Origin of the sequence: Paenibacillus sp. cl141a (assembly GCF_900109305.1) — a bacterium.
Classification (GTDB): domain Bacteria; phylum Bacillota; class Bacilli; order Paenibacillales; family Paenibacillaceae; genus Paenibacillus_AQ; species Paenibacillus_AQ lautus_A.
Window position 1 is genome coordinate 85,734 of record NZ_FNZO01000014.1, and the last position, 23,344, is coordinate 109,077.

A 23,344-nucleotide genomic window follows, 5' to 3' on the forward strand; every position below is an offset into this window, starting at 1 on the left:
TCATCCTTACTGTTCAGGTTTGTTATATGCAATATATCGCATTCATATATTAAATACAATACTTTATATGGCTTCCTTTGATAAAAATAACAAACAGAGGAGATACTGAATCAAACTATCCAACAGCCAAGGATCACCTTTTAAACAAGTGAGGTGTAAACAACCATGCCATTTTCCACATGGACGGGTTCAAACGAATCCCATAACGAAGTCTCTTCCAATTCAAATGAGTCGAGTTCAGAGGGGCGAAACATATCGGAGAGCTTAGAAGAAACCACAACCGAAATCAAGGATATTCTCGGCGATAACGACGATTTTATGGTACATCCCTTCCATGTATTCGGGCAGTATCCGGCCGTATTGTTTTATTTCTCCGATATGACGGATCATGCCGTCATTAATAATACTTTATTGAGACCACTTAAATATGGCCCTCGCCATCTCGATGTTTCAGACCTCCCTCGCCATGCGTTGATGGACACTTTGATGAAAGATACGCTTTATCACAGCGAAGGATACTCGGAACGAAAAATCTCCGTGCTCACCGACAATCTTCTAAGGGGACAGTCTGTCGTAGCGATCGAAGGGCTGGACGAGGCCATTATCATTGATACACGTAAAATATCGCAGCGTTCGATTGAACAGCCGGCGACAGAACAGGTGATCCGCGGAGCCCGGGAAGGATTCATCGAGACCCTCGGCACCAACATTTCCCTGCTCCGCTATCGGCTTCAAACGCCGGATTTCCGCGTGAAATCCATGGAGATCGGAACGAAAACGAAATCCAAGGTTGCGGTCTGTTACATGGACGGCATCACCAATCCCGGCATCGTTAAAGAAGTGAATAAGCGTCTGGACGCCATTGAAATCGATGCCGTGCTGGATTCGGGGTATCTGGAACAGTTTATCGAAGACAATCATTGGTCTCCATTTCCGCAAATCCAGTATACGGAGCGGCCCGACAAAGTCGTGGCGAATCTGCTGGAAGGCCGAGTGGCCATTCTGGTCGACGGTTCCCCGCTTGCCTTGATCGCTCCCACCGTATTCAGCCAGTTCTATCAAACGGTCGAAGATTATACCGAACGATTTCTATTGATGAGCGCGATCCGGCTGTCCCGTCTGGTGGCTTTGGTGTTTTCCTTGGTTTTTCCCTCGTTGTATGTGGCGATTATCTCCTTTAATCCTGAGCTGATTCCCACAGAATTTGCGGTCGCCGTCGCAGGCGGACGTGCAGGCGTCCCTTTTCCGGCGATGGTCGAAGTGCTCGTTATTGAAATTTCAATGGAGGTTTTGCGGGAAGCCACGATCCGGCTGCCGCAACAGGTGGGCGGCGCTTTATCCATTGTCGGGGTGCTCGTCATTGGGCAAGCCGCAGTATCTGCCGGGTTCGCTAGTCCGATTACCATCGTCATCATCGCATTAACGACTATCGGGTCTTTTGCAACGCCGGCCTACAACGCGGCGCTTGCGCTCCGTCTGCTGCGTTTTCCGCTGATCATATTAGCAGGGATTTTCGGCTTGTACGGCGTCATGGTCGGCATCATCCTGATTGCCAATCATCTATTGTCGCTTAAATCGTTCGGGGTTCCGTATCTAAGCCCGTTCGTCCCAGGCAACTTTCAAGGCATGCGGGATCTTCTGACTCGCGGACCGCTGTGGAAGATGAAGAACAGGCCTTCCTTCCTCCACCCGCTTGACACATCAAGGCTCGGTGATCAAATGAAGGAACAGGTGGATCATTCTTCAACCAATATCATGAATCCCGTCCAGCCTAATGACGAGAAAGGTCGATAACCATGAATGAACAGCGCCAAATTACGGTCCTGCAGGCCTCTGCCATTACGATCAGCACCATCGTAGGAGTAGGCGTTCTTGCACTCCCATTGTCTGCGGTCAAAGCTGCGGATGCCGGGGCTCCGTTCGTTACTTTTTTGGGAATGCTGCTGGCGTTTGTCGGACTTTTCTTCATGACCCGGCTCGGCATGCGGTTTCCGAACGACTCGTACGTGGTGTACAGCGAAGTCATCATCGGCAAGTGGTTCGGTCGAATCGCAAGCCTGATCTCGATTGCGTTTTTTGCGGTTCTGAGCTCTCTGGTTGCCAGAGAATTCGGTGAGGTTGTCGTTACGGCCGTCCTGAAGAATACACCGCTGGAGGTAACCGTGCTCGTCATGCTGCTCCTGGCTGCATTTTCTTCACGCCGAAATATCATGACCTTTGCGTATATCCACTTATTTTACAGCCCCTTTATTCTGATACCTGCGCTTTTCATCGTCGCCCTTTCATTAAAAAATGCAGACTTGGTCAATGTTCTCCCTGTATGGGGAAATGAGCCCGGAGGCATACCGGCAGGCATTATTACGCTCTCCACCGTGTTCCAAGGATACTTCATTATGATGATGGTCATACCGGCCATGTGCAAACCTGAAAGAGCGATGCGATCCAGCATATGGGCCATGGTGGTAAACGGCGCTTTGTATATTTTGGTCGTAGCTGCAACCGTGAGTGTGTTCGGAGCCGAGGAAACCAAAAAGCTGTTGTGGCCGACACTGGAGCTTGCCAAAGCAACTTCATTGCCTGCCAATGTGCTGGAACGCTTGGATGCGGTCTTTCTAGCCGTATGGGTAACGGCTGTATTTACATCCTTGTTCTCTTGTTACTACTTTACGCTTTACTCGATAAGCAAGCTATTCCGGTTAGCGGATCATGGGATGTTGTCCTTCTTCATCCTCCCCTTTCTGTTCGTGTTGGCCATGCTGCCCCAAAGCTTGATTCAATTAAATGAAGTGAACAGCATGATATCCAAATATGGACTGCTGATTACTATCGCGTATCCCGGAATCCTGCTGATCATCGCCATCCTGCGCAAAAAAAGAGGTGCAGCCAAATGATCGGGGAAATTTACAGCGGTTATTTGGATGTGGCCATTCTGATCTGGCTCTTCTGCGGCTTGTTCAATCTGTTCATCGACATGAATAAGTACAGGCAATCGAACATGACCAAGGAAAAAAAAGTATCCCGCGTGCTGGGCTGGATCAATATCAGTATCGTAACGGTTTGGTTTCTGGTTATCGTCCTTGTTAAAGTCTTCGTGTGAGTTTAGATGTCTGAGTTCTGGAGGATCTCAATGAGTAAGAGAGTAAACGCCGGCTTTAACCTAAAATTCATGATCCTTCTTCTCCTCTGCTCACTTCTGACAGGCTGCTGGGATCGGATGGAGATTGAGGAACGCGCAGTCGTTCTGGGCATATCAATCGATACGGCCGGCAAGAATGTCGAGATTCGTGAAGATGAAATTTCTCATCTTCGAGGGAAATATCCCGCACCGAAACAAGAAATGATCCAATTATCCGTTCAAATCGCTCTTCCCGGCAGAATTCCGCTCGGACCCGGCGAAGGCGGTGCTTCGGGAGAAGGAGCCCAAGAAACCGTGTGGGTGTTGGATGTTGTAGGACATACCGTCGATGATGCGATGATGAATCTACAGCAGCAAATATCGGGCAAATTGTTTTTTGGACATCTCCGCGTTATTGTTGTGTCTGAAGAGTTTGCCAGAAAGGGGATGGAGAACTTAAACGACTATCTCCACCGAAACGCTGAAGTTCGCCGTATGGCCTGGCTGATGGTGTCCAAAGGGAAAGCGAGAGAACTGATGGAAGCAGCCCGAAGCTGGAGCGAGTCCCGGCATTGTATTTGTCCTCGACGCTGGACGACGCCGTTAAGCACGGCAAGTTCCCGAGCGACTATATCGGGAACTTCTGGAACAATTCGTCGAAGAAGGGCCAGGAAGGATTTCTGCCTTACATCCAAATCATGAAGGGCGAAAACGTGGAAATCAGCGGCATGGCTTTTTTCAAAGGTGCCAAATTGGTCGGCGTGACTAAACCGTTTGAAATTGCCGGATACTTGGTCATTAAGGGAATCAGTCCGGCAGGATATCGAGGAATCATTCATGTTGGGGACGACTCTCAGGTCGTCACCATCCATGCAACGAACCGGGAATCGGAAATCAAGGTAGACATCAAGAACGGCCTTCCTCATTTTACGATCACGGCCGTGACGGAGGTGAATGTCGAAGAGAAAAACACGGAAACCCTCCCGCTCAATAACTCGCATATTCTTGAGGAAATTGCTCGGGAGAATGAACGATCCGTTAAAGCACTCATGCTCGGACTAATCCAAAAAACGCAAAAAAAAGAATCCGATATTTTCGGATTCGGTGAATTGGTACGAGCCAGAAAACCATCCTATTGGAATAGCCATGTCAAAACCGCAGATCAATGGAGTGAAATTTATAAACATATAACCTTTGATTTCCGTGTGACATCGAAAGTCCGAAGAGTCGGCCTGAAGGCGGAATGATGGCGCTGAATGCGTACGAGATTCTCTTGGTTATAGCGATGAATCACCTCTTTGATATAGTTTGCATCACGTCGCCCCGTCGACCAAACTTAAGCTTTGTCTTTGCACCAGTAACAGCCATTTTCGAAGCTGTCGAGTGCGAAAACATGCCGTCCGTGCCCTGCCCGCTGGTGCTCTGCATGCAGCCTGTTACGGCCATGCTTAAGCACGTCAATACATCAGCGGTAATCTCCAAGTTATCATGCACACTCCCTCCCTGTGCTTGTATCGTGGCATAACCTTAACGCTTGAATAACACATCGGCTGCAATCGGCAGGTGATCCGATGCTTCGGTTTGGATCACGCGTTGATTGGCATGCCGGACGTTAGGGGAAGTCAGAATATAATCGATAGTTGCCGACGGATTGATGACAGGGAACGTATAGGCATCGTCTATCCCCTCGAAACTGTTTACGAACAAACCGCTGTCTAACAGTAGTCGAAACTCTGAACTGTCCGGTTCCGCATTAAAATCTCCCATGAGAAGCGCAGGGCCCTGGGAACCAGTAGCAAGGTCAATAATTTCCTGAGCCTGTGCCGTTCTGCTGGTGACATCCAGCCCGAGATGCGTGTTGTAAACATCCACATGAATTCCCCTCAGATTAACGACGGCATGAAGAACGCCGCGCTGCTCCTTCCCGAAGCTGCTTAACCAAGTATTCTCGGATCGGAGTATTGGATACTTGCTCACGATGGCTGTCCCGTATTGACGGTTGTTTGTTTGTCCTTCCCCCGGTTCCAAATCAAGATTCGCGCCGTAAGCGTAATGATAGCCGAGCAAATCAGCCAATTCCCTCGCTTGGTCTTTAAAATCGCTTCGTTCCCCATAATGACGGTCCACTTCTTGAAGGCCGACAATCTCAGCGCCGGAGTCGCGGATCACATCCGCAATTCTCTGCAGGCTCAGCTGACCATCGATTCCTACCCCATGATGGATATTGTAAGACATCACGGTGGTGCTTACTTCTTTGCCTTGACCCTTTCCCGCTGCCATGGCGCCCGTTGCAAACAGGGGAATGATGAACAAGCATGCGATTAGCGAAATGAGGCTTTTTTTCATGAACGAATCTCCTTCCATTAGTCAGATTAATATTGTAAGAATCAAATTGATTATATACGGGTTTTATTTTCGCCAGATCAAGCCACGAGTTGCTCTTTTTAAATGGTAAAAAAGAAACAGACTAGACACCCTTAATATGGCCCAGCCTGTGACCTGCGACTTACATTCGCTTGGTTGATCGCAACTATTCAATGAGTCAAAACCGCCTGCGCATCAATTAAAAATGCTGTCCGGAACGTAATATACCTTCTGCGTATTCTGCTTATTGACCGGATCCGTCACGATCGTAAAATATACGTTGCCGTTCTTGGTCTGGACTCCCTCGATTTCATGGTTGCCTACATTCGTGATTTTCACGAGGGTTTTGAAAGTCCCGGTATTCGACATCATGGCAATCTGAGGGGTTTCGCCTTCGGCTCCGCCTGATGTATAGATTTTCGTTTGGCCGAGCATATCCGCCCCTTGGAAAGATCCGTTCGGTCTGACGATGCCGCTGCCCGATTGCGTGAAGCTGCCAACCGCTGCGTTCAACGCGGCTGCGCTGTCCATCCGCACCTGTTCATTGCTGTCAAGCAGCTTATTGAGCGCGACCGTGTCATAAATCGACCAGGTCACGGTTCCTTCTTTCGTCTGAACGCGAAACACCGTATGCGTACTGTTGCCGCCGCCATCAACCCGGTAGGTCTCGCCCAGCCTTGCTCCCGTTTTATTGGCGTAATTCATATAGGTAAATCGATGCAGATCCGTATAATCGATCGTCTTGCCGGCCGAATATTGCAGTCTTGCTACCTGGAGCGACCAATAATAATCGGTTGAAGGGTCTGCTTTTGAACTGAAATAGAAATAATTGACGCCATTGTACGTATACATATCCAGCGTTTGACAGTGGCCCGTATTCGTGACGGTCATTTTATCTACAAACGTAGCGTCCTTGCCGTTAATGAGCAATCTCGAAAGATAGCAGGTTCCCTTGGAACGCTGCGTAACATACAGATATTTATCCGCGATGTAGGCTTTCTGAACGGCCACGTTGTGTTGAAGTCCCTTTAAATTGTAGGCAAGCGTTGCCGAAGCGTTGACGGTTTTCTCTGGGGTTGCCGCAAACGCGGGCAAACCGGACATACAGAAGATAAGCATTGCAAGGATAAAGGACGCGAGTAATTTAAATTGCCTTTTCTTAAAACTTAGCCCTTGAACGTCAAACATCAATCCACCTCCATGAAATGATAGAATTCCGTGAGTTCCTCGGCGCCCCCTTTCCTAGGTAGTGAATGCACACTTTGAGTTTACCATTTCCCCCAAGTATTTCCTGTGCTTATCATACTTAAAGTTTCAGGAAATCATGGTCCTTTAGCCCTTTTTTTCGGTGGAACGCCCAAGAGAACATAAAGAAAAGGAGCATCCGCTTTAGGATTCGGCGAATGCTTCCTTTGTCTCTAGCAGTTTAGGGATGAAAAACAACGGATACAACAAAAGGTACAGGTTGGGCACCCACCACATGAGGTCGAAATCCGACTTGATGATCCAAAAAACGATCGCCTGCAGCCCGGAACAAAACGTCAGGGTAAGCGAGATTAAAGCGAGATTTTTCCATTTCGCATTTCTTCGTTTATGTAAGTACAGACTATACATCCCGGTCATGGATATGAATATGTCCAGCGGAAAGAACGACCAATTCCAAACAACCAACAGCTCATTGGTATAATCCTGATATAGATACTCTTTAGGAATGAAGGCCAGTGCGGTAATGACCCAATACATAATAAATCCGATATCCGTCACTAAGAACAAACCTTTTAATGTTTTGCTCAAGGCATACCCTCTCTTCTCCTTCGTGGTCTATCGTTGGCTCAAGTTTCCCTCTTGATGATGCCGGCCAAAAGAATCTCTCCCATATCGCGCAGGCCCTCCTGAAGGGTCATGCTGCTCCTGTTTGCCGCCGAGTCCTCCATTAACCGATAAAAGCCCCCCACATACAGATCAATGAATATTTTGGCGTTAAACGGCCGGAGCAAGCCTTGACGAATGCCTTCCTGAAATAATTCGGCAATGCTGCCCCATTGCTCATTTAGAAATTGGTCCAGGCGGTTCCATTGGTTAGGATAATAACGCTGGAGCTCAATGATGAGGTTTAGCTCGATAAACTGAAAATCAGCCGGGATAAGAATCAGACATCGTCTTAGTTTCTCCAATGTGCTGAGGCTCGCGTTATTCATGATTTCCTTCTCTTTATGCTGAAGCTCATCGATCGCCCCCGCGAGAATTTCGGCAATTAGCTCATCTTTGGAAGGGAAAACGCCATACAGGGTTTTCGTGCTTATCCCCAGCTGTTTGGCCAGTTCACCCATCGTAAATCGCAATCCGCTTCTCCGGATTTCCTTGCTTGCCGCCTCGACAACTCGTTCTCTCAATGAAATTTACCCCCCATCCCGGAAAATGCATAAACATTATCATTTTCCGTATTTTCCTTACATATTATCCCGATTCCTTTTTTGTGTCAAACGAAAGGCTGATCACAACGAAAAGAGACAGCATGGAATGCTGTCTCTAAAAACATCGATAGCTTAGACATATAGGCAAACCCTTTGAAATAGGCTTACGCTCAGGCTTTTACCTTCAACTCAACAACACCGTTCTCCCAATCCGAGTGGCCGCCTACAACGATGTTAACTCGGCAAGGGACGACATCGTAATCCATGTTGCGGTTCCAGATGGCCAGTTCCTCGAAGCCGAGCTCGAACGAAACGGTGGTGCTGTCCCCGGGCTCCAGCATGACCTTCTTGAATCCCTTCAATTCTCGAAGTCGGCGGGTAATCCCTGATTGATCGGCTTGTATGTAAAGCTGTACGACTTCGTCCCCCTTCAGCTTTCCGCTGTTCTTCACCTCCACGCACACCTCGACACGACTTCCGGAGCGAAGCTCGTCAAGCGTCACTTCATTCTGGGAGATGGCCGGAGATCCATATTCAAACGAGCTGTAACTCAAGCCGAATCCGAAAGGATATAACGGTTTGGACGGCATATCGACATAGGGACGAGGGCGCCCTGCGTTTTTCTGATTATAATAAACCGGCAATTGACCTACGGAGCGCGGAATCGAGACAGGCAGCTTTCCGCTCGGGTTCACTTGGCCAAACAGGATTTCTCCGATGGCACGGCCTCCTTCGCTGCCAGGATACCAAGCGCACAGCAAGGCATCGCTTAGCTCGGCCACCTCGCCGACGGCGAGCGGACGTCCTTGAATGAGCACGGTGATCACCGGTTTGCCGATCGCGTGAATTTCCCGAACCAACTGCTCCTGTATCCCGCCTAAGCGCAGTTCGGCTAGATCGACTCCTTCCCCGCAGTCCATTTCCGTCGGATCCCCCTCCGCTACGATCGCTGCGCCGTTATTGTCAAACGTGCCCCCGAATTGACGAGCACTGCTGCCGCCAAGCACGAGCACGACCGCGTCCGCGGAACGGGCCGCTTCGATTGCTTCAGGCAAGCCCTGGGTGGACATGCCTCGAACGCTGCATCCTGGAGCGAAGACGATGTCCGTGCCTTCGGGAGCAGCCATCCGAATGCCTTGAAGCGCCGTGACTCCACTGCCCTCGCGCTGAACGCTGGTGTAATCCCCGAGCTGGTTGTAGAGACGGTCCGCATTAGGACCGATGACCGCCAGCCGTTTGATACCGCTGTGATTCAATGGCAGTACGCCTTCATCGTTTTTAAGAAGCACAACCGCTTCTCTTGCGACGGAAACATTCAACTCTCTGGCGGCTGCATTGTTCACGGTCGAAGCAGCCACGCTCTCGTCTACGTACGGCTGCTCGAACAGCCCCAACCGGAATTTCAGGCCAAGCACTCGTGCAACCGCGCGGTCGATGCTCTCCATATCGGCCTTCCCTTGTTTCACCGCTTGTTCAAGCGTCGTGAACGACTTGTCCCACAGGCTTAGATCAACCCCGGATGAAAGAGCAAGCGCCGCTGCGGATTCATAGTCTCCCGTAATGGACACCAAACGGTCGATGGCCGTTCCATCCGCCATGACTATCCCATCAAATCCCCATTCATCTCTCAGAATGCCGGTTAACAGCTTATCATTGGCATGACATGGAATGCCGTCAAGTTCATTATAGGCCGCCATGACGCCAGCCGCCCCTGCCTTAATCCCCGCCTCCGCTGCAGGCAGATGAATTTCCCGCAGCTCTCGCTCGCCTGCGGGAACCGGGCCTGCGTTCCGTCCGCCCTGCCCTGCTCCTTGTGCGCATAGATGCTTGAGCACGGCAGCTGCCTTATCGTGACTCTTCCATTCCTCCGGGTTTCTTCCCTGCATGCCAAACACAACCGCCTCCGTCATTCGCGCAGCAAGGTAAGGATCTTCTCCGTAACATTCCTCGGAGCGTCCCCACCGCGGATCCTGCAGGATGTCCAGTACCGAGACCAAGCCTAAATGCGCGCCTCGGCTGCGGATCTCGGAGGCCACATGGGAATAGGCGCTTTCAATTAATTCGGGATTCCAGGTGGAACCGATGGCCGTATTGACGGGCAGAAGCGTTCCGTCAAGCGCTTGATGGCCGTGAGGACATTCCTCCGAGAGCAGAACGGGAATGCCGAGCCGGCTGTGTTCGATCACGTAACGCTGGATGGCATTCGCTACCTTCGCGTTGTCCTGCGTAGGAATCCCGTTCTCATAGGTCACCCCGGACCAAGGGTCCGCCCGGAACAGGCCGTACAGCGCTCCCATACCAGCCCCCCACTCAACATGCTCCTTGAATAGGTCGGTCAGTTCAAACTCCGTTTCGGTCCCTTCGCTTCGACGATATGCCATCCAGCCGTACAAGTGCTGGTTCAGCTGCCCGACCTTCTCCTTCAGCGTCATTCTGGACAATAAATCCTCTACGCGCTCGTCTACGGGGAGCGCAGCATTCCGATATTTCTCCATATTCCCCATACTCCTTCCATCCTGGTCGTCATGCTTCTGATCATTCTTTGATATTCAAGACCCGATATTTCTTGGGCGTCATGCCTGTGTACAGTTTGAAGACGGATACAAAATACTTATATTCTTTGTAGCCGACGCGGTCGGCAATCTCAAATACTTTGTCCTGCGTCGTCAGCAGCAGCTTTCTCGCCTCGTTGATGCGCAATTCGTTCATGTATTCGCTGAAGCTTTTTCCCGTGCTTTGTTTAAAAATATTGCTGAAGTAGCTTGGCGTAATCTTTAGATACGCTGCCACTTCCGATGCTTTCAGATCGCTCAGATAATGATCCGCCATATACTTCTTGGCCTTCTCAATGATCCAGAACGATCTGTCGATGCCAACCTTGTCGATCAGCTGCAGCAGATCAAACACTTCCTTGGTTATTGCCAGACGAATCGCGTCGGGATGGTTGAACACCTCCAGGTCGATCGTTCTCTCCAGGCCGTGCTCCAGCCGGGTCAGTCCGCTTTGACGAAGTCGCTGCCGCAGCATGATGGACAGTTCATCACACACGTTCACCATATCCGTCAACAGGTACCGCTGATCCCGGAAGAATCGGAACATGCCGTCAATTAGCTCTTCCAGCATGTCGGCATCCTGCTTGAATAATGCCACGGACAGTTTCGAGACCATATCGGCACTGTCGAAATCGTGCAGGACCCGACCGTTATCCACCTTGGACTTATATTCGCGATCCAGCAAGGGGCGCTGTTCCAAGGCATAATAAGGCAATAACGCTCGCACCTCCGAGCAGATGGCTGCCGTTTGGTCCAGGGAAGCGTAAGCATCCGATACCGCGCCGTACAAACGATGCTCTTCCGGCCAGGCATCCAGCATCGCCTGCAGAATTTCATCCCACTGCCGCTTCGGGCGCGGCTGATCCGTCATCAGCAGAGTCAACAGCAAATTTTTATGGACAAATACGGATACTTGACGAATTCCGGCGGTTTCCAGGAATTCACGAACCTTCCGGATCCATACATGCTGCAGCATCGTTAAATCCTGTTCCGAAACGGAAGCTGCAAGGTTGGAGAACTTCTCCAGCTGGGTAGCCATGAGTTTATACTCGGCACCGTTCACTAAATCGCCGGGCATTGCCTTGGTCAATGAAGTTTCATAATGCGCTGCCATGTCGGAAAGCCACAGCTCGGCATCCTTCGTTGATCCGTCCACACGGGTAGCTTGGTTGCGAATGTCGTCCACGATTCCGGTCACGGCGGCCACCAATTCGTCAATATCGACGGGCTTCAGCAAGTAATCGGTTACATCAAGCTTGATGGCTTGGCGGGCATACTCGAATTCCTCATAACCGCTGATCATGATGACCCGAATCTGAGGATGACGGAGCTTCAGCTCCTTAGCAAACTGAAGCCCGTCCATTCCCTCCATTCGGATGTCCGTCAGAACCAGATCAATCTCGTGTTCCTGCACCACCTGCAAAGCTTCATTGCCATCATAAGCCTCGGCGACGACCTCGACTCCATAATCCGCCCAGTCGATGGTATAGTGCAAGCCCTGACAGATCACGGGTTCATCATCAACGATCAGCATTTTTACTGTCTTCACGTGTTGCATCGTACGATTCACCACCGTAGGTTTCAGAATATGGAAGCTTGAGGCGAATCAAGGTTCCTTGCAATGAAGCCTCAATCACTTCCAGTCCGTAGCGTTCTCCGAAAAATAGGTATAGACGTTCATGAATGTTGCTGAGCGCACCTCGTGTGCGGCCCGCTTGGACTCCGTTTCGCAGCGATTCCCTGACTTCCTCCAAAGTAGAATGGTCCATACCCCGGCCGTTATCCTGTACGTCGATCCAAATCTCATCCTCCCGCTTATACGCGATGACCGTTATTCTGGCGACTGGCTCGCGCCGATCAAGGCCATGCTTGAGAAAATTCTCGACCAAAGGCTGAATGGTAGCCTTCAAGGTAAGGGAGTTCGCCAGATCATATTCCATGTACAGCGCATATTTCAGTTTACGCCCCAGCCGTCTCTGCTGCAAATACAAATAGGAGCGTACGAATTCCATTTCTTTAGCAAGGCTGGTCTCGTAATGGCCATTATTCAGACTGGAACGCAGGAATCGGGACAAAATTTCGATGAGCTGGCTGGACTCGACGGCCTTCTCCAGCCTGGCGGTCCAGCGGATCATATCCAGCGTATTATAGAGAAAATGCGGATCCATCTGCTCCTGCAGCAGGCGCAGCTCGGATTCGCGCTCCCTCAGTTCCAGTTTGTATTTATGCTCGATCAGTTCCTGGATCGTGGAGACCATATCGTTAAACCTGCGGTTCAGCTCGGAAATCTCATCCTTGGAACGAATGGGGACCCGAGCGTTGAAATCGCCGAGCTTTACGCGATTGGTCTCAATTTTCAGGCGCAGGATCGGCCTGATAATCGTATAGTGGAACCCGATCAAAGCCGATAAACCCAACAGGAGAATGCCGATGAGAATGACCTGCATCAAGATGGATACGCCGCGCACATCCTGATCCAACGCAGCCTTGGGCACCATGGAAACGATCGTCCAATCGGTATTCTCCATCCGTTGATGAAAGGTCAAATACGCTTCCCCGTCGTGTCGGTATGTGGAAGAGCCCATCGTCCCGGCTGTTATGATATCCGTAATCCCTTTCCCATCGCCGATATCCAGGGATAGCAATTCTTTGGAAGGCAGTACGATTTGCCCTTCGGCATTCACAATGAACACCACGCCTTCGTCCCGCGTCAATCCCCGCTGCAGCTGTTTAAGAATACTGGCTTCGTCCATACGAATGACGAGCCTGGCCAGCGGCAGCGTGATCTCGTCATAGGAGTTCAGAACCCGGAACAATGAGACAAGGTTTACTTCACCATACCAGCCGCTGGTGGAAGGATAGCCGTTGCTCCACACGATTCCGCCTTTATGCTCGTCCGCCAGCCGGTTCCAAGACTCTTCGTTGCCGTGAATCGGCTCGCCCATCTCAATGGAATTGCCGTTAAACCCGGTGATCGAAATCGATTTGATATAGTTTTTGGACATGAGCTGAAACGTCAGGAATCCTTCGAGATTCTGCTTCAACTGCTCCGCCCTCCCGCTCTCTGGCGGTGGATCAAGGCGGAGGTATTGGCGCATGTCATTGCTCAATATCAAATAATCGGCTATATCCTCGATCATGGCCGTTTGTTCTTCCAACTGGTTCGTCACGATCTCCAGGCTGCGCTGGCTTGATTGGATAAATTGGCCGCGCAGCACTTCGTTCAGCTTGTCTTGGGCTAGGACGCCAACCCCCAGCGTAGGAAGAATGACAAAAAAGAGGAAAATGACCAGAGCCTTCTGTTTCAGACCATAATTCCCGATCCAGCCCAAACTGCTGCGCATGTCCATTCCCTCTTTCGATGTCTTCATGATGTTGAGCTGAAACCGGATTAACCTTTAACTGCGCCTGCGGTCATGCCGTTAACGAGTTGCTTTTGCAGGAGCAGGTAAAAAATAATGATCGGTATAAGCGCGATCGTCAACGCAGCCATTTGCAGCGTAAGGCTGGCCGTCTCAATGCCGACAAAGTTGGCAAGCCCAAGCGGCAATGTTTTTAGCGACGATGAACTGATCAAGACGAGTGCGAACAAGTACTCGTTCCAATTATAGATAAAGTTCAAGATCACGACGGTTGATATCGCCGGTCGCGTGATCGGTAATATGATCGACCAGAAAATCTTGAATACGCCCGCGCCGTCCATGACGCCCGACTCCTCCAAATCCTTCGGAAACCCTCTCATGAAACCCTCCAGGATAAAGATCGTCAAGGACAAATGGAACGCCGTGTATGGAAGAATCAGCGATAAGTGGGTATCCAGCAAATGCAGATTCCGCATGATCAAGAAAATCGGAATCAAGGTCGCATGAATCGGAACGACCATGCCCAGCAGAAATATCGCGTAAGTTGCACCGCGCAGCTTAAAATTGAACCTTGCCAAGAAGTACGCCGCAAGCGATCCAAGAAGGACCGTCACGACCAACGATACGACCGTTACGATGATGCTGTTAAGGAAGTAGGTATCCATATTCGCCACTTCCCATGCCTTCGCGTAATTGGAGAATTGCAGCTCGGTCGGTATGGAGAACGGGTTCGCCGCATATTCCTGCTCGGTTTTGAACGAATCTACGATCATCCAAAAGAAAGGGATTATATTAATAATAGCGAATATCCCCAAAAAAGTGTATGCCGATAAATGGAACCATTTCGTTTGTCTGTACATCTCCTCCCTCTCCCTTCTATTCCTTTTCTCTCGCCAATCGATTTACGATCGTGATGACGATAAGGCTAAACAGCAGAATCAATACGGACACTGCGCTGCCGTAGCCGAATCTCATATTCATAAACGAGTTGTTGTACATATAGACGGTCATTACCTCCGTCGCATGTGCCGGTCCGCCGCCCGTCATGATCTGGATCAGATCGAACACGCGGAACGAATTGCTGATGCTGTAGACAACGGAGACGAGCAAAGTTCCTCGAATCATCGGGATCGTAATCCGCATGATCCGGCTTAGTCCGGTTGCCCCGTCCAGGGCAGCCGCCTCATTGACTTCATCGGGGATATTCTGCAGCGCAGCCAATAGAATGATCATATATAAGCCGCAGTTTTGCCATATATAAGCGATGCTGATGGAGATCATGGACCAGAACGGATCGCCCAGCCAATTTTGCTGCCAGCTCTCAAGACCCAGAACGCCGAGCAGGTTATTCAGCATCCCGTATTCCGTGTTGTACACCATGCCCCAGATCAGGGATACCATAACCGATGAAATGACGACCGGCAGGAATCCGATGGTCCGGAAGAAGCTGGAGCCCTTGAGTCCTCGATTCAGCAGCAGGGCCAGCAGCAGGCCAAGCGGGATCTGACCCGCTATCCCGGTAAACATGATAATGATGTTGTTCTTAACGGACAGCCAAAAAATATCATCCTTGAAAATATCTACGAAATTGTCCAGCCCGATAAAACGCATGGGCGTGATTCCGTCCCAGTTCATTAATGAATAATAAACTGATAAGGCGATGGGAAATATGGCAATACATATATAGATAATGAGTGCTGGCGCCAAGCCCAAGAATATAGCCCATTTCGTATGCTTAAGCGTATGCATTGGCGTAACTCCTTTCTTTCTGCCTTTAATAAGAAAAACCCGCTGCCGGGTTTTTCTTTGTGCCATCATGATCTTGACTTAAGGAAGGAAATTCGCAACTTACTTCATGCTGTCGAAAGCTTCCTGAACCTCTTGGGCGAGCTCCTCCGGCGTCCCTCTGCCGATGGTCAGAGCCTGCAATCCGTTCTGCATGACGTCGGTAACTTGCGTCGGAATGACGCTGTCGAACACCGGTGCCGTTCCCTTGTTGGTCAACTCCAGCATTTCCTTGAGATACGGACTCGCCTCTTCAGGAATTTCAACGTTGGCCGGTACGACAACCCCTTTACTGATCAGATCTTTGTACAGGTCCTCATTGACAAAAAACTTAATGAATTCCTCGGCAGCCGCTTTCTTTTCATCGCTCAATCCTTTTTTAATGGAGATGCCGTACTGAACGACGCCCGCGCTTTTCACCGGATCGCCGGATCCGCCAGGGACGCTCGGGAAGAGCGCAATGCCGAATTTGTCCCCTTCCTCGTTGTTGATGCGGATTCTTCCGTCAACGGTAGAAGAAGAAATATGCATCGCTGCCTTGCCTTGAATGAAATAGTCCTGCCCTTGTACGGAATCCATGTTGTTCGCATCCGTATTGAATGCTCCCAGCTTGGACAGTTCGTCGATGACGGCAATCGCTTTCACGTATTCGGGATCAGTAAATTTGGCTTCCTTGTTCAGAATTTTCTGCAAGAAGTCACTGCCTACGTAACGGTCCCCGATAATCGACAAGAAGGACGATTGAAGCGGCCATTTCTCTTTGTTGCCCAAGGAGATCGGCGTAATGCCGGCTTCCTTCAGCTTTTTCACCGCATCGATGAATTCGTCGTAGGTAGCCGGAAATTGGTCATAACCGACCCCGGCGAACATCTCTTTATTGTAATAAATAATGTCCACGAAGGTTTGTTTGGTCGGCACGGCGAATTGACTGCCCTTCTGGTTAAATCCGGACAATGCGTCCTCCGGCAAAATATCCTTCCAGTTATCCATCAGGTCATCCAGCGGCATCAGCAGATCCCCGGCTACCAGAGGAGCCAGGTCGGCACCAGGCCATACGACATTGATATCCGACAGGTTGTTGGCGGCAGCCAACGTGCGCAGCTTCGTTTTATACTCCGTTGCCGCTACCCCGTCCTGCTTGATGATAATGTCGGGATGCTGTTTTTCGAACTCGGCGATCCGCTCTTTGTACACCTCGTTATCCACGTTCGGCGATGTCCATGGATGCATGATGTTCAAGGTAACCTTTTCCGGTTGGGCAGCGTCTTTCTCTCCGGAGCCGCAAGCGACGGTTGACATGAGCAGCAGCGCAGCAGTTCCGGTGAGCAGCATCGTTCTAAGCTTCTTAGACGTTTTCATTTGTTATACCCCTCTCTATATATGTTACATATCATGTTCTTATATTTAACAATATAAGATATATTAATTATACAATCGGGTTAGAGATCCCAATATCCGCTAAAAAAACGATTTCATCTGATTTTTTTAAGTCATTTCGGACAAAACGGAGTTCTCATTCATCATATTTCTTTAGATAGCGTCAATTTTCGTTACATTAAATTCACGTTTTTCCATTATGATGGTATCGCTTACATCTTAGGTTTTACAGATAGCGTGGCAGTGAAACCAAGTCATTTGCCACGCCCTGAAGCGTCTTTATTGCGGTTCGTTCAAAATATAATCCACCAAATCATCTAATGGTACCGTCGCAAGGGCAATTGCCGTATCGGTTACGCCGTAATAGATATAGAGGAGACCGTCCTTGACCACATTGCCTGTCGGGAAAATGACGTTCGGGATCTGATAGCCGAATTTTTCATAATACGTCTCCGGCTCCATAATGAACCGGCGGGTTCTGGCGATGATTTTCTCCGGATTCTCCAGATCCAGCAGCAAAGCCCCCACGCGATAAACGGTATCTTGGTCTACGCCGTGGTAGAGCACCAGCCAACCTTTGTCCGTCCGCACCGGAGGCGTCGAGCCGCCGATTTTTTTAAACTCCCAATCGTTGTTCTCGGCTTTTGCCAACAGCTTCGGCTCGTCCCAATGCACCAAGTCATCGGAGTAGCTGATCCACATGGCGGCTTTTTCGGTTCCGTATTCCTCCCCTACGTATTCTTCCGGTCTGCGAAGCAGCACATACTTGCCGTTGATTTTCTCCGGGAACAGAATGTTGTCGCGATCATTGATATCAAGCGGTGTTGTATCGCACAGGTACTCCCAATGAATGAGATCCTTCGAAGTCAGGATCCCGGAACGCGTCAGCCAATGGCCTTCCTCTTGGCCCCAGCCGTCCGGATATTCGGGAATCGCGCGTTCGGGGATGCCGGCTCCCGTCGGGTAATAGTTCATGGCGCACGGGCGCAAGGCATAGTTCAAATAAAAGGTGTCGTCGATCTTGACGATTCGCGGGTCCTGGATGCTGCCATAGGGGAACCCCAGCTGGTCCGGCGTTACCACCGGTTCGTCCAGCACATGGGTGAAATGCACGCCATCCGTGCTCTCCAGCAGACCCAGGTAGTTCTTGCAGGGAGTCAGGGATCCTGCCGTCCGTTCAATCATATAGAATTTTCCGTTATCGATAATGACGGCCGGATTGAATACCGTCACCTTTCTCCAATCGTAGAGTCCAGGCACTACTATCGGATTTTCCGCATGCCGGGTGATTTTCATGGATAAGCCTCCTCGTGATTGCTATGTAAGTGTTATCAAGCTGCTTTCTTTAACTCATTATAAGAGGCTTGGTCCGTTCATAATATCCTGTAAACTTTCAATATTATCCGAAATATTGTTATCAGTGATGCTTGGCAGCATAAAAAAAAGCGGTTCAACATTGAACCGCTGGACTCATGTTTTTCGCATTAAGAGCACGAATGGTCCCCATCAATGCGTATTTTCCTGTAACATCGCTATGTATTCCCTTCTTTTCACTTCACGCTGCTGTTCATTCAAACGCGGGCAGGTATAACAGTAATCGCTTCCTTCCGTGCGGTAATAAAGACAGCAGGCCGTTTTCATCGGTGGCCGGTAGTCGGGGTCAACCAACGGCGGAAGCGGACGAATTTTCACTGCGAAGGGATTTTTCTTCCGAGCAAAAGCTGCCTCGGGGTCCAGTTCTTCAAGTAAAAATCGATAATCCTCATGAAGACGGTTCTTTATCACTTCGTTGTGCTGCTCCTCCAGCCATGTCTGATGTTCCCGATAGAATCGGGTTGGCCATTGCCCCCAGAGCTGTTGGATGTGGAGTCCGCTAGCCGCCGACAAGCTTTCCAATAGCGGTCTTGCTGTAGCGAAGTAGAATCTCTCCATGACGCTCTCTAACCAACCCCGTCGATCCACTTCGTTTTCAGGAGCTAATCCAGCCTGCCAATGACTCATCTCTATGAAATAGCTCATTTTATGGTTGTTGGTCGTCCAATGCAGAGTCATATTCGGTATTGAAAAATCGGGTGCGATTTGCCAAACGGAAATGGCATATTGCAGACCCAAGGCGATTTTGCTCAGCCAACCCGCGCAAAAAACAGCTGCGACTGCTCGATCCTCCCCACGAATAACGACATTGTATTCATCAAGAAACCGCTTCGCTTCCTCATCATGCAGCAGTAACCGAAGCTCAATTGAATAACTGCCCGTCACGGCATCCGTCCGAATGCCGAACTTCTTTTGTAACTCGTCCAAGCACTTTGGTTCCATATCGTTTATCCTCACTCTGTTCGTATTCAACCTTCAACGGATACCCGTACCGATGCAGCAAGTATGAAAGACCTTCCTACAAACAACGATCCAAACAGGGACGCTTAAAACTGCCCGATAATTCTACCCTTTCCCCTAGGGATACACAGCGGCGTGCCGAACAAGGGATCTGGTATGACCTCGCAATCCAATTGGAAGACGTCTTTAACAGTTTCCGGCGTCACGATTTCCTCAGGTGCTCCGAACGCATAAATATTCCCCTCGCTTACAGCCACCATGTGGTGTGCATAACGGCAAGCTAAATTCAGGTCATGCAGCACCATGACGATGGTGCGCTGATCCCGCTCATTCAGTTCATACAGCATATCCAATATCTCTACCTGATGGGACAGGTCCAGATATGTCGTCGGTTCGTCGAGCAGCAGCATACCGGTTCCTTGAGCCAGGGTCATGGCAATCCATGCTCGCTGCCTCTGGCCACCGGAGAGGGAGTCCACGGTCTGATCGGCAAAAGCTTCCACGCGGGTAGACTTTAATGCAACGTTCACCATCTCTTCATCAACTGGCGACCACTGTTTCAACCAGCTCTGATGCGGGTATCTTCCCTGGCGAACCAATTGACGGACAGTAAGGCCTTCCGGCGCCGATGGACCCTGAGGCAATATGGACAAGCTCTTGGCCACCTCTTTGGTCGACATCTGGGCAATTTGCCTGCCATCCAGCAAAACCGCGCCGGTATCAGGCTTCTGCAATCGGGCAAGCGTGCGCAGTAAAGTCGATTTTCCGCACCCGTTTCCACCAATGAATACGGTTATTTTTCCTTCAGGAATCATCAGGTTCATATCCTTGATTACCGTCTTGGGCCCATACCCTACGGTCAGCTCTTTTACTTGCAGCGTTGTCAAAACGGCTTCCCTCCTTAGCTATATCTGATTGCGGTTCCTGAACAGTAAATAGATGAAGAACGGAGCACCTATACCGGCCGTGAAGATACCTGCCGGAATATCCAGCGGATAGAACAGGGTACGGGCGATCAGATCGGCCATGAAGACGAGAAGCCCGCCGATCAGACCGGACACCAGCATCATTCCCCCATACAATCGGCCAACCAATCGCCGCGCGATATGCGGCGCGATCAAACCGATAAAACCGATCGCGCCCGCGACGGATACGGCAGTCCCCGCTAGAACTACGCTAATGAGGATGAGCAGGAATCGATGCCGCTGTACCTTGACGCCCAGACTGCTTGCAATATCATCGCCAAGCTCCTGGGCATTCAGGCTTCGGCTGAATGCCAGGGCAAGCAAAGTACCAAGCACAACAACCGGAACAATCGTATATACGTTTTGCCAGGAAGCCCCATAAACGCTTCCGGTAAGCCAAAGATATGCTTTGCCGGCCGATATGGCGGGGCTCATAACAATCATTAGCGTCGTTGCCGCTTTAGCGGCAGCGGATAAGCCGATTCCGATCAGCACCATACGAATCGGCGTAACTCCCTTTTTCCATGACAGGCCATACACTAGCAAGGAGATCAGAAGCGCTCCTGCAATGGAGGCTAACGGCAGGAGCTTGATACTTGCGACACCGCCGGCAAACGTAATGAAACTCACCGCGGCTACCGAAGCCCCACCGGTAATGCCTATAATATCCGGCGATGCCAGCGGATTGCGAATGATCCCCTGCAGAATGGCACCGGCTACGCCAAGGGCCGCTCCGACGAACAAGGCGGTCAATACCCGCGGCATCCGAAGCGTTAGCAGGATAAAATCGTGCTCTCCCGATCCCGTGCCGAATAAGGTTGAAAGGACGGCATTCGGCGATATATAGGTATCTCCCCACCCTGTTCCCATGGCAATGGCCACGACAAAGGCCAATAAACCCAGTAGTATCCAGATCAAACTTATTGTCTCGAATTGTAGGTCCATGCTTCCCGTTCGACTTCGAATATGGGTATATCGTTTCACTTCCACGCCCCTCCCTTACGAGCGACATGAATGAAAAACGGAATTCCGATAGCCGCGGTCATTACGCCGATCGGAATTTCATTAGGCATAATCAACAGCCGTGCCGCTATATCCGCGATGATTAACAGCAGCCCCCCCAATACGGCAGAGAAGGGCAAAGCCCAACGGTAATCCCGTCCTGTCAAAGAGCGTGCCAAATGCGGAACGAACAGGCCGATAAAACCCACCGCGCCGACGATGGCTACCGAACCGCCGGCAAGAACGACGATCAGGACGCCGAGCATCAGTTTCACCTGCACGGTGTTTTGTCCGAGTCCTTTCGCAACGTCCTCCCCGGTCATAAGCAGGTTGACCGCCCGGCCCATGAACAGGGCTGCCACGCCCGCTGCCGCCATAAACGGGAACAGTGGCAGGACCTGATCAATCGAGCGGCCGCTCACGGAACCTGCCAGCCAAAACAACACATCCTGCAGCCCGTTTTCATTCATGACAAGAATAGCCTGCGTACCGGACGAGAATAAGGCGGTTATCGCTGAACCGGCTAGAACTAGCTTAATAGGAGTGAGCCCGTCGCGTCCCAACGAGCCCAGCCCGTACACGATGAATGCGGACACCGTCGCACCTCCTACCGCGTATAAGGCCAAATGCAACATCGGGCTGCTTGGATTGAGGAGCGTTGCCAGCACGACCAGCAGGATCGCGCCTGAGTTAATGCCGAAAACGTCCGGGGAGGCAAGCGGATTCCGGGTTAATGCTTGCATCATGGCCCCTGCCAAGGAGACGGCAGCCCCTACCGACAAAGCAATGACTGCCCGGGACAGACGCTCAGTCCGAATAATGAGATGGTCGACCTGTTCCGGATTATACTGGGTAAACGAAGATACGAGCGTAACCCAAGAATAATTCGTCCGCCCCAGCAGCAGGCTCGCAATGAACGCGCCGGCCATCAGAATGAATGCGCTGAGCAATAACAGGGCATTGCGCTTGTTCATTTGTCCAACTCAAACAAATCGTACAGACTATCGAGCATTAGGTGCGCCGACAGAATGCCTCCAGCCATATTCCAGGAGACTTCATCAACCATATAGACTTGGTTGTTCTTGACGGCATCCAGGTTTGCCCAGAGGGGATGGCTTGTCCAATCTTTGTAATACTTCTCTACCGCTGCCATATCGTCACCCGAGTTGAAATTGAAAATAACGTCAGCATTCATATCGGGTATGCTCTCCTTGGAAGTCAACTGAACGCCCCATACCTCCGCATCGTGTCCCTCAGGACGAGCGAATCCGAGTTCTTTCAGAATGCCTCCGGCATAACCCATGTAGAAGATTCTCGCATGATCCGCCCTGAAATTAGTGATGGTCGCTTCGATGGGGAGGCGATCCTCCATTTTCTGTTTAAAGTCGTCAACTCTGGAGTCCCATTCTGCCATAAGTTCTTTGGACTTATCTTCCCGGTTCAGAACCTCACCCATCAAATTGACCGAGGCTTTCCAGTCGTATACTTCACCGATCATGACCGTGGGTGCAATCTGGCTGAGCTGATCATAGATGCCTTCATGTCTCGTTTTCGTTGCGAAGATAACGTCTGGCTTCAACTTGTAGATTTCTTCAAGATTTGGCTGAACCTCCGTGCCGAGCTGGGGAACGTCGTCTAACTCATCTCGCAAATAATCATACACCGGTTTTTGTAGCCAGGATTCGACAATGCCAACAGGCTTAACCCCATATGCGACCGCTGCATCGTTCGCTCCTTGATATAAGGTGATGATACGAGTCGGGTTACCTTGAATTTTGGTCTCGCCCATCTCATGTTTTATGGTACGAACTTCCGATTCGTTGGCCGGGGTTATCGCTTCGTTCTGGCTGCCTATTGTTGGCGATCCGCTTTGTTGCGAAGCAGGTTCCTTCGATACACTTCCCTGATTTAGTCCACACCCCGATACAACGAGTACAATCACCAGCAACATGGCAAACAGCCACGGTTTTTTCCAAACTTGCATCTGTTTCTTCTCCCCCGTCATCTCTATGAATTAATAAGTCAATACCATTGATATTGATTCTCATTATTAATTATAAAAAAAGCCTAGGGC

General features: G+C 50.3%; 21 protein-coding genes. 5 read left to right on the forward strand and 16 right to left on the reverse strand.

Annotation, left to right across the window (positions count from 1 at the left end; all coding sequences use genetic code 11):
• Positions 1-165: 165 nt before the first annotated feature.
• Genes BMX45_RS27485 through BMX45_RS32005 form a run of 5 tightly spaced genes read left to right on the forward strand, consistent with a single transcriptional unit; the run spans position 166 to position 4,362 of the window.
• Positions 166-1,794: a spore germination protein gene (locus BMX45_RS27485; RefSeq protein ID WP_090913556.1), complete on the forward strand. Its 1,629-nt coding sequence runs from the start codon at positions 166-168 to the stop codon at positions 1,792-1,794.
• 2 nt (positions 1,795-1,796) lie between these two features.
• Positions 1,797-2,891 carry a GerAB/ArcD/ProY family transporter gene (locus BMX45_RS27490; protein WP_090913558.1) on the forward strand — a complete coding sequence of 365 codons (1,095 nt, stop codon included), beginning with the start codon at positions 1,797-1,799 and terminating at the stop codon, positions 2,889-2,891.
• Positions 2,888-3,097 (forward strand): CLC_0170 family protein, encoded by a 210-nt coding sequence (locus tag BMX45_RS27495; protein ID WP_009592028.1) that lies wholly within the window; start codon positions 2,888-2,890, stop codon positions 3,095-3,097. Before BMX45_RS27490 ends, BMX45_RS27495 begins: the two co-directional genes overlap by 4 nt.
• Positions 3,098-3,127: 30 nt before the next feature.
• Positions 3,128-3,817, forward strand: coding sequence for a Ger(x)C family spore germination protein (locus BMX45_RS32000; RefSeq protein WP_254778304.1), 690 nt, complete (start codon positions 3,128-3,130; stop codon positions 3,815-3,817).
• A complete protein-coding gene (locus BMX45_RS32005) occupies positions 3,814-4,362 on the forward strand; it encodes a Ger(x)C family spore germination C-terminal domain-containing protein (RefSeq protein ID WP_254778309.1) in 549 nt (182 codons plus the stop codon). The genes BMX45_RS32000 and BMX45_RS32005 overlap by 4 nt, the downstream gene beginning before the upstream one ends.
• Positions 4,363-4,642: 280 nt before the next feature.
• On the opposite strand, the gene BMX45_RS27510 is transcribed toward BMX45_RS32005, so the two are convergent.
• The 16 genes from BMX45_RS27510 to BMX45_RS27585 all read right to left on the reverse strand — a co-directional run bounded on the left by BMX45_RS27510 (position 4,643) and on the right by BMX45_RS27585 (position 23,254).
• Positions 4,643-5,461, reverse strand: coding sequence for an endonuclease/exonuclease/phosphatase family protein (locus BMX45_RS27510; protein ID WP_090913562.1), 819 nt, complete (start codon positions 5,459-5,461; stop codon positions 4,643-4,645).
• 213 nt (positions 5,462-5,674) lie between these two features.
• Positions 5,675-6,667: a phage baseplate protein gene (locus BMX45_RS27515; protein WP_090913564.1), complete on the reverse strand. Its 993-nt coding sequence runs from the start codon at positions 6,665-6,667 to the stop codon at positions 5,675-5,677.
• A 201-nt stretch (positions 6,668-6,868) separates the two neighbouring features.
• Positions 6,869-7,273, reverse strand: a complete 405-nt coding sequence (locus BMX45_RS27520) for a DUF5360 family protein (protein WP_090913566.1) — start codon at positions 7,271-7,273, stop codon at positions 6,869-6,871.
• Positions 7,274-7,311: 38 nt separating this feature from the next.
• On the reverse strand, positions 7,312-7,872 hold the full coding sequence (locus tag BMX45_RS27525; protein WP_090913568.1) for a TetR/AcrR family transcriptional regulator: 561 nt from the start codon (positions 7,870-7,872) through the stop codon (positions 7,312-7,314).
• 191 nt (positions 7,873-8,063) lie between these two features.
• Entirely contained in the window at positions 8,064-10,388 is a 2,325-nt protein-coding gene (locus BMX45_RS27530) for a glycoside hydrolase family 3 N-terminal domain-containing protein (protein ID WP_090913661.1), read from the reverse strand.
• Positions 10,389-10,428: 40 nt separating this feature from the next.
• The gene (locus BMX45_RS27535; protein WP_254778310.1) at positions 10,429-11,979 is read right to left on the reverse strand and encodes a response regulator transcription factor; all 1,551 of its coding nucleotides are present in this window, start codon (positions 11,977-11,979) and stop codon (positions 10,429-10,431) included.
• Positions 11,966-13,816: a sensor histidine kinase gene (locus BMX45_RS27540; protein WP_254778311.1), complete on the reverse strand. Its 1,851-nt coding sequence runs from the start codon at positions 13,814-13,816 to the stop codon at positions 11,966-11,968. The genes BMX45_RS27535 and BMX45_RS27540 overlap by 14 nt, the downstream gene beginning before the upstream one ends.
• Before the next feature lie 20 nt (positions 13,817-13,836).
• A complete protein-coding gene (locus BMX45_RS27545) occupies positions 13,837-14,580 on the reverse strand; it encodes a carbohydrate ABC transporter permease (RefSeq protein ID WP_233354854.1) in 744 nt (247 codons plus the stop codon).
• Between the two features lie 103 nt (positions 14,581-14,683).
• Positions 14,684-15,556: a carbohydrate ABC transporter permease gene (locus tag BMX45_RS27550; RefSeq protein WP_090913573.1), complete on the reverse strand. Its 873-nt coding sequence runs from the start codon at positions 15,554-15,556 to the stop codon at positions 14,684-14,686.
• A 99-nt stretch (positions 15,557-15,655) separates the two neighbouring features.
• Positions 15,656-16,951: an extracellular solute-binding protein gene (locus BMX45_RS27555; RefSeq protein WP_090913575.1), complete on the reverse strand. Its 1,296-nt coding sequence runs from the start codon at positions 16,949-16,951 to the stop codon at positions 15,656-15,658.
• A 297-nt stretch (positions 16,952-17,248) separates the two neighbouring features.
• Entirely contained in the window at positions 17,249-18,265 is a 1,017-nt protein-coding gene (locus BMX45_RS27560) for a glycoside hydrolase family 130 protein (RefSeq protein WP_090913577.1), read from the reverse strand.
• Between the two features lie 210 nt (positions 18,266-18,475).
• The gene (locus BMX45_RS27565; RefSeq protein ID WP_175495219.1) at positions 18,476-19,270 is read right to left on the reverse strand and encodes a (2Fe-2S)-binding protein; all 795 of its coding nucleotides are present in this window, start codon (positions 19,268-19,270) and stop codon (positions 18,476-18,478) included.
• 119 nt (positions 19,271-19,389) lie between these two features.
• Positions 19,390-20,190 carry an ABC transporter ATP-binding protein gene (locus BMX45_RS27570; RefSeq protein ID WP_090913581.1) on the reverse strand — a complete coding sequence of 267 codons (801 nt, stop codon included), beginning with the start codon at positions 20,188-20,190 and terminating at the stop codon, positions 19,390-19,392.
• An 18-nt stretch (positions 20,191-20,208) separates the two neighbouring features.
• Complete coding sequence (locus BMX45_RS27575; RefSeq protein WP_090913583.1) at positions 20,209-21,252, reverse strand: FecCD family ABC transporter permease; 1,044 nt, start codon at positions 21,250-21,252, stop codon at positions 20,209-20,211.
• Complete coding sequence (locus BMX45_RS27580; protein WP_015735062.1) at positions 21,249-22,244, reverse strand: FecCD family ABC transporter permease; 996 nt, start codon at positions 22,242-22,244, stop codon at positions 21,249-21,251. The genes BMX45_RS27575 and BMX45_RS27580 overlap by 4 nt, the downstream gene beginning before the upstream one ends.
• Complete coding sequence (locus BMX45_RS27585; protein ID WP_090913585.1) at positions 22,241-23,254, reverse strand: ABC transporter substrate-binding protein; 1,014 nt, start codon at positions 23,252-23,254, stop codon at positions 22,241-22,243. The genes BMX45_RS27580 and BMX45_RS27585 overlap by 4 nt, the downstream gene beginning before the upstream one ends.
• Positions 23,255-23,344: the final 90 nt, after the last annotated feature.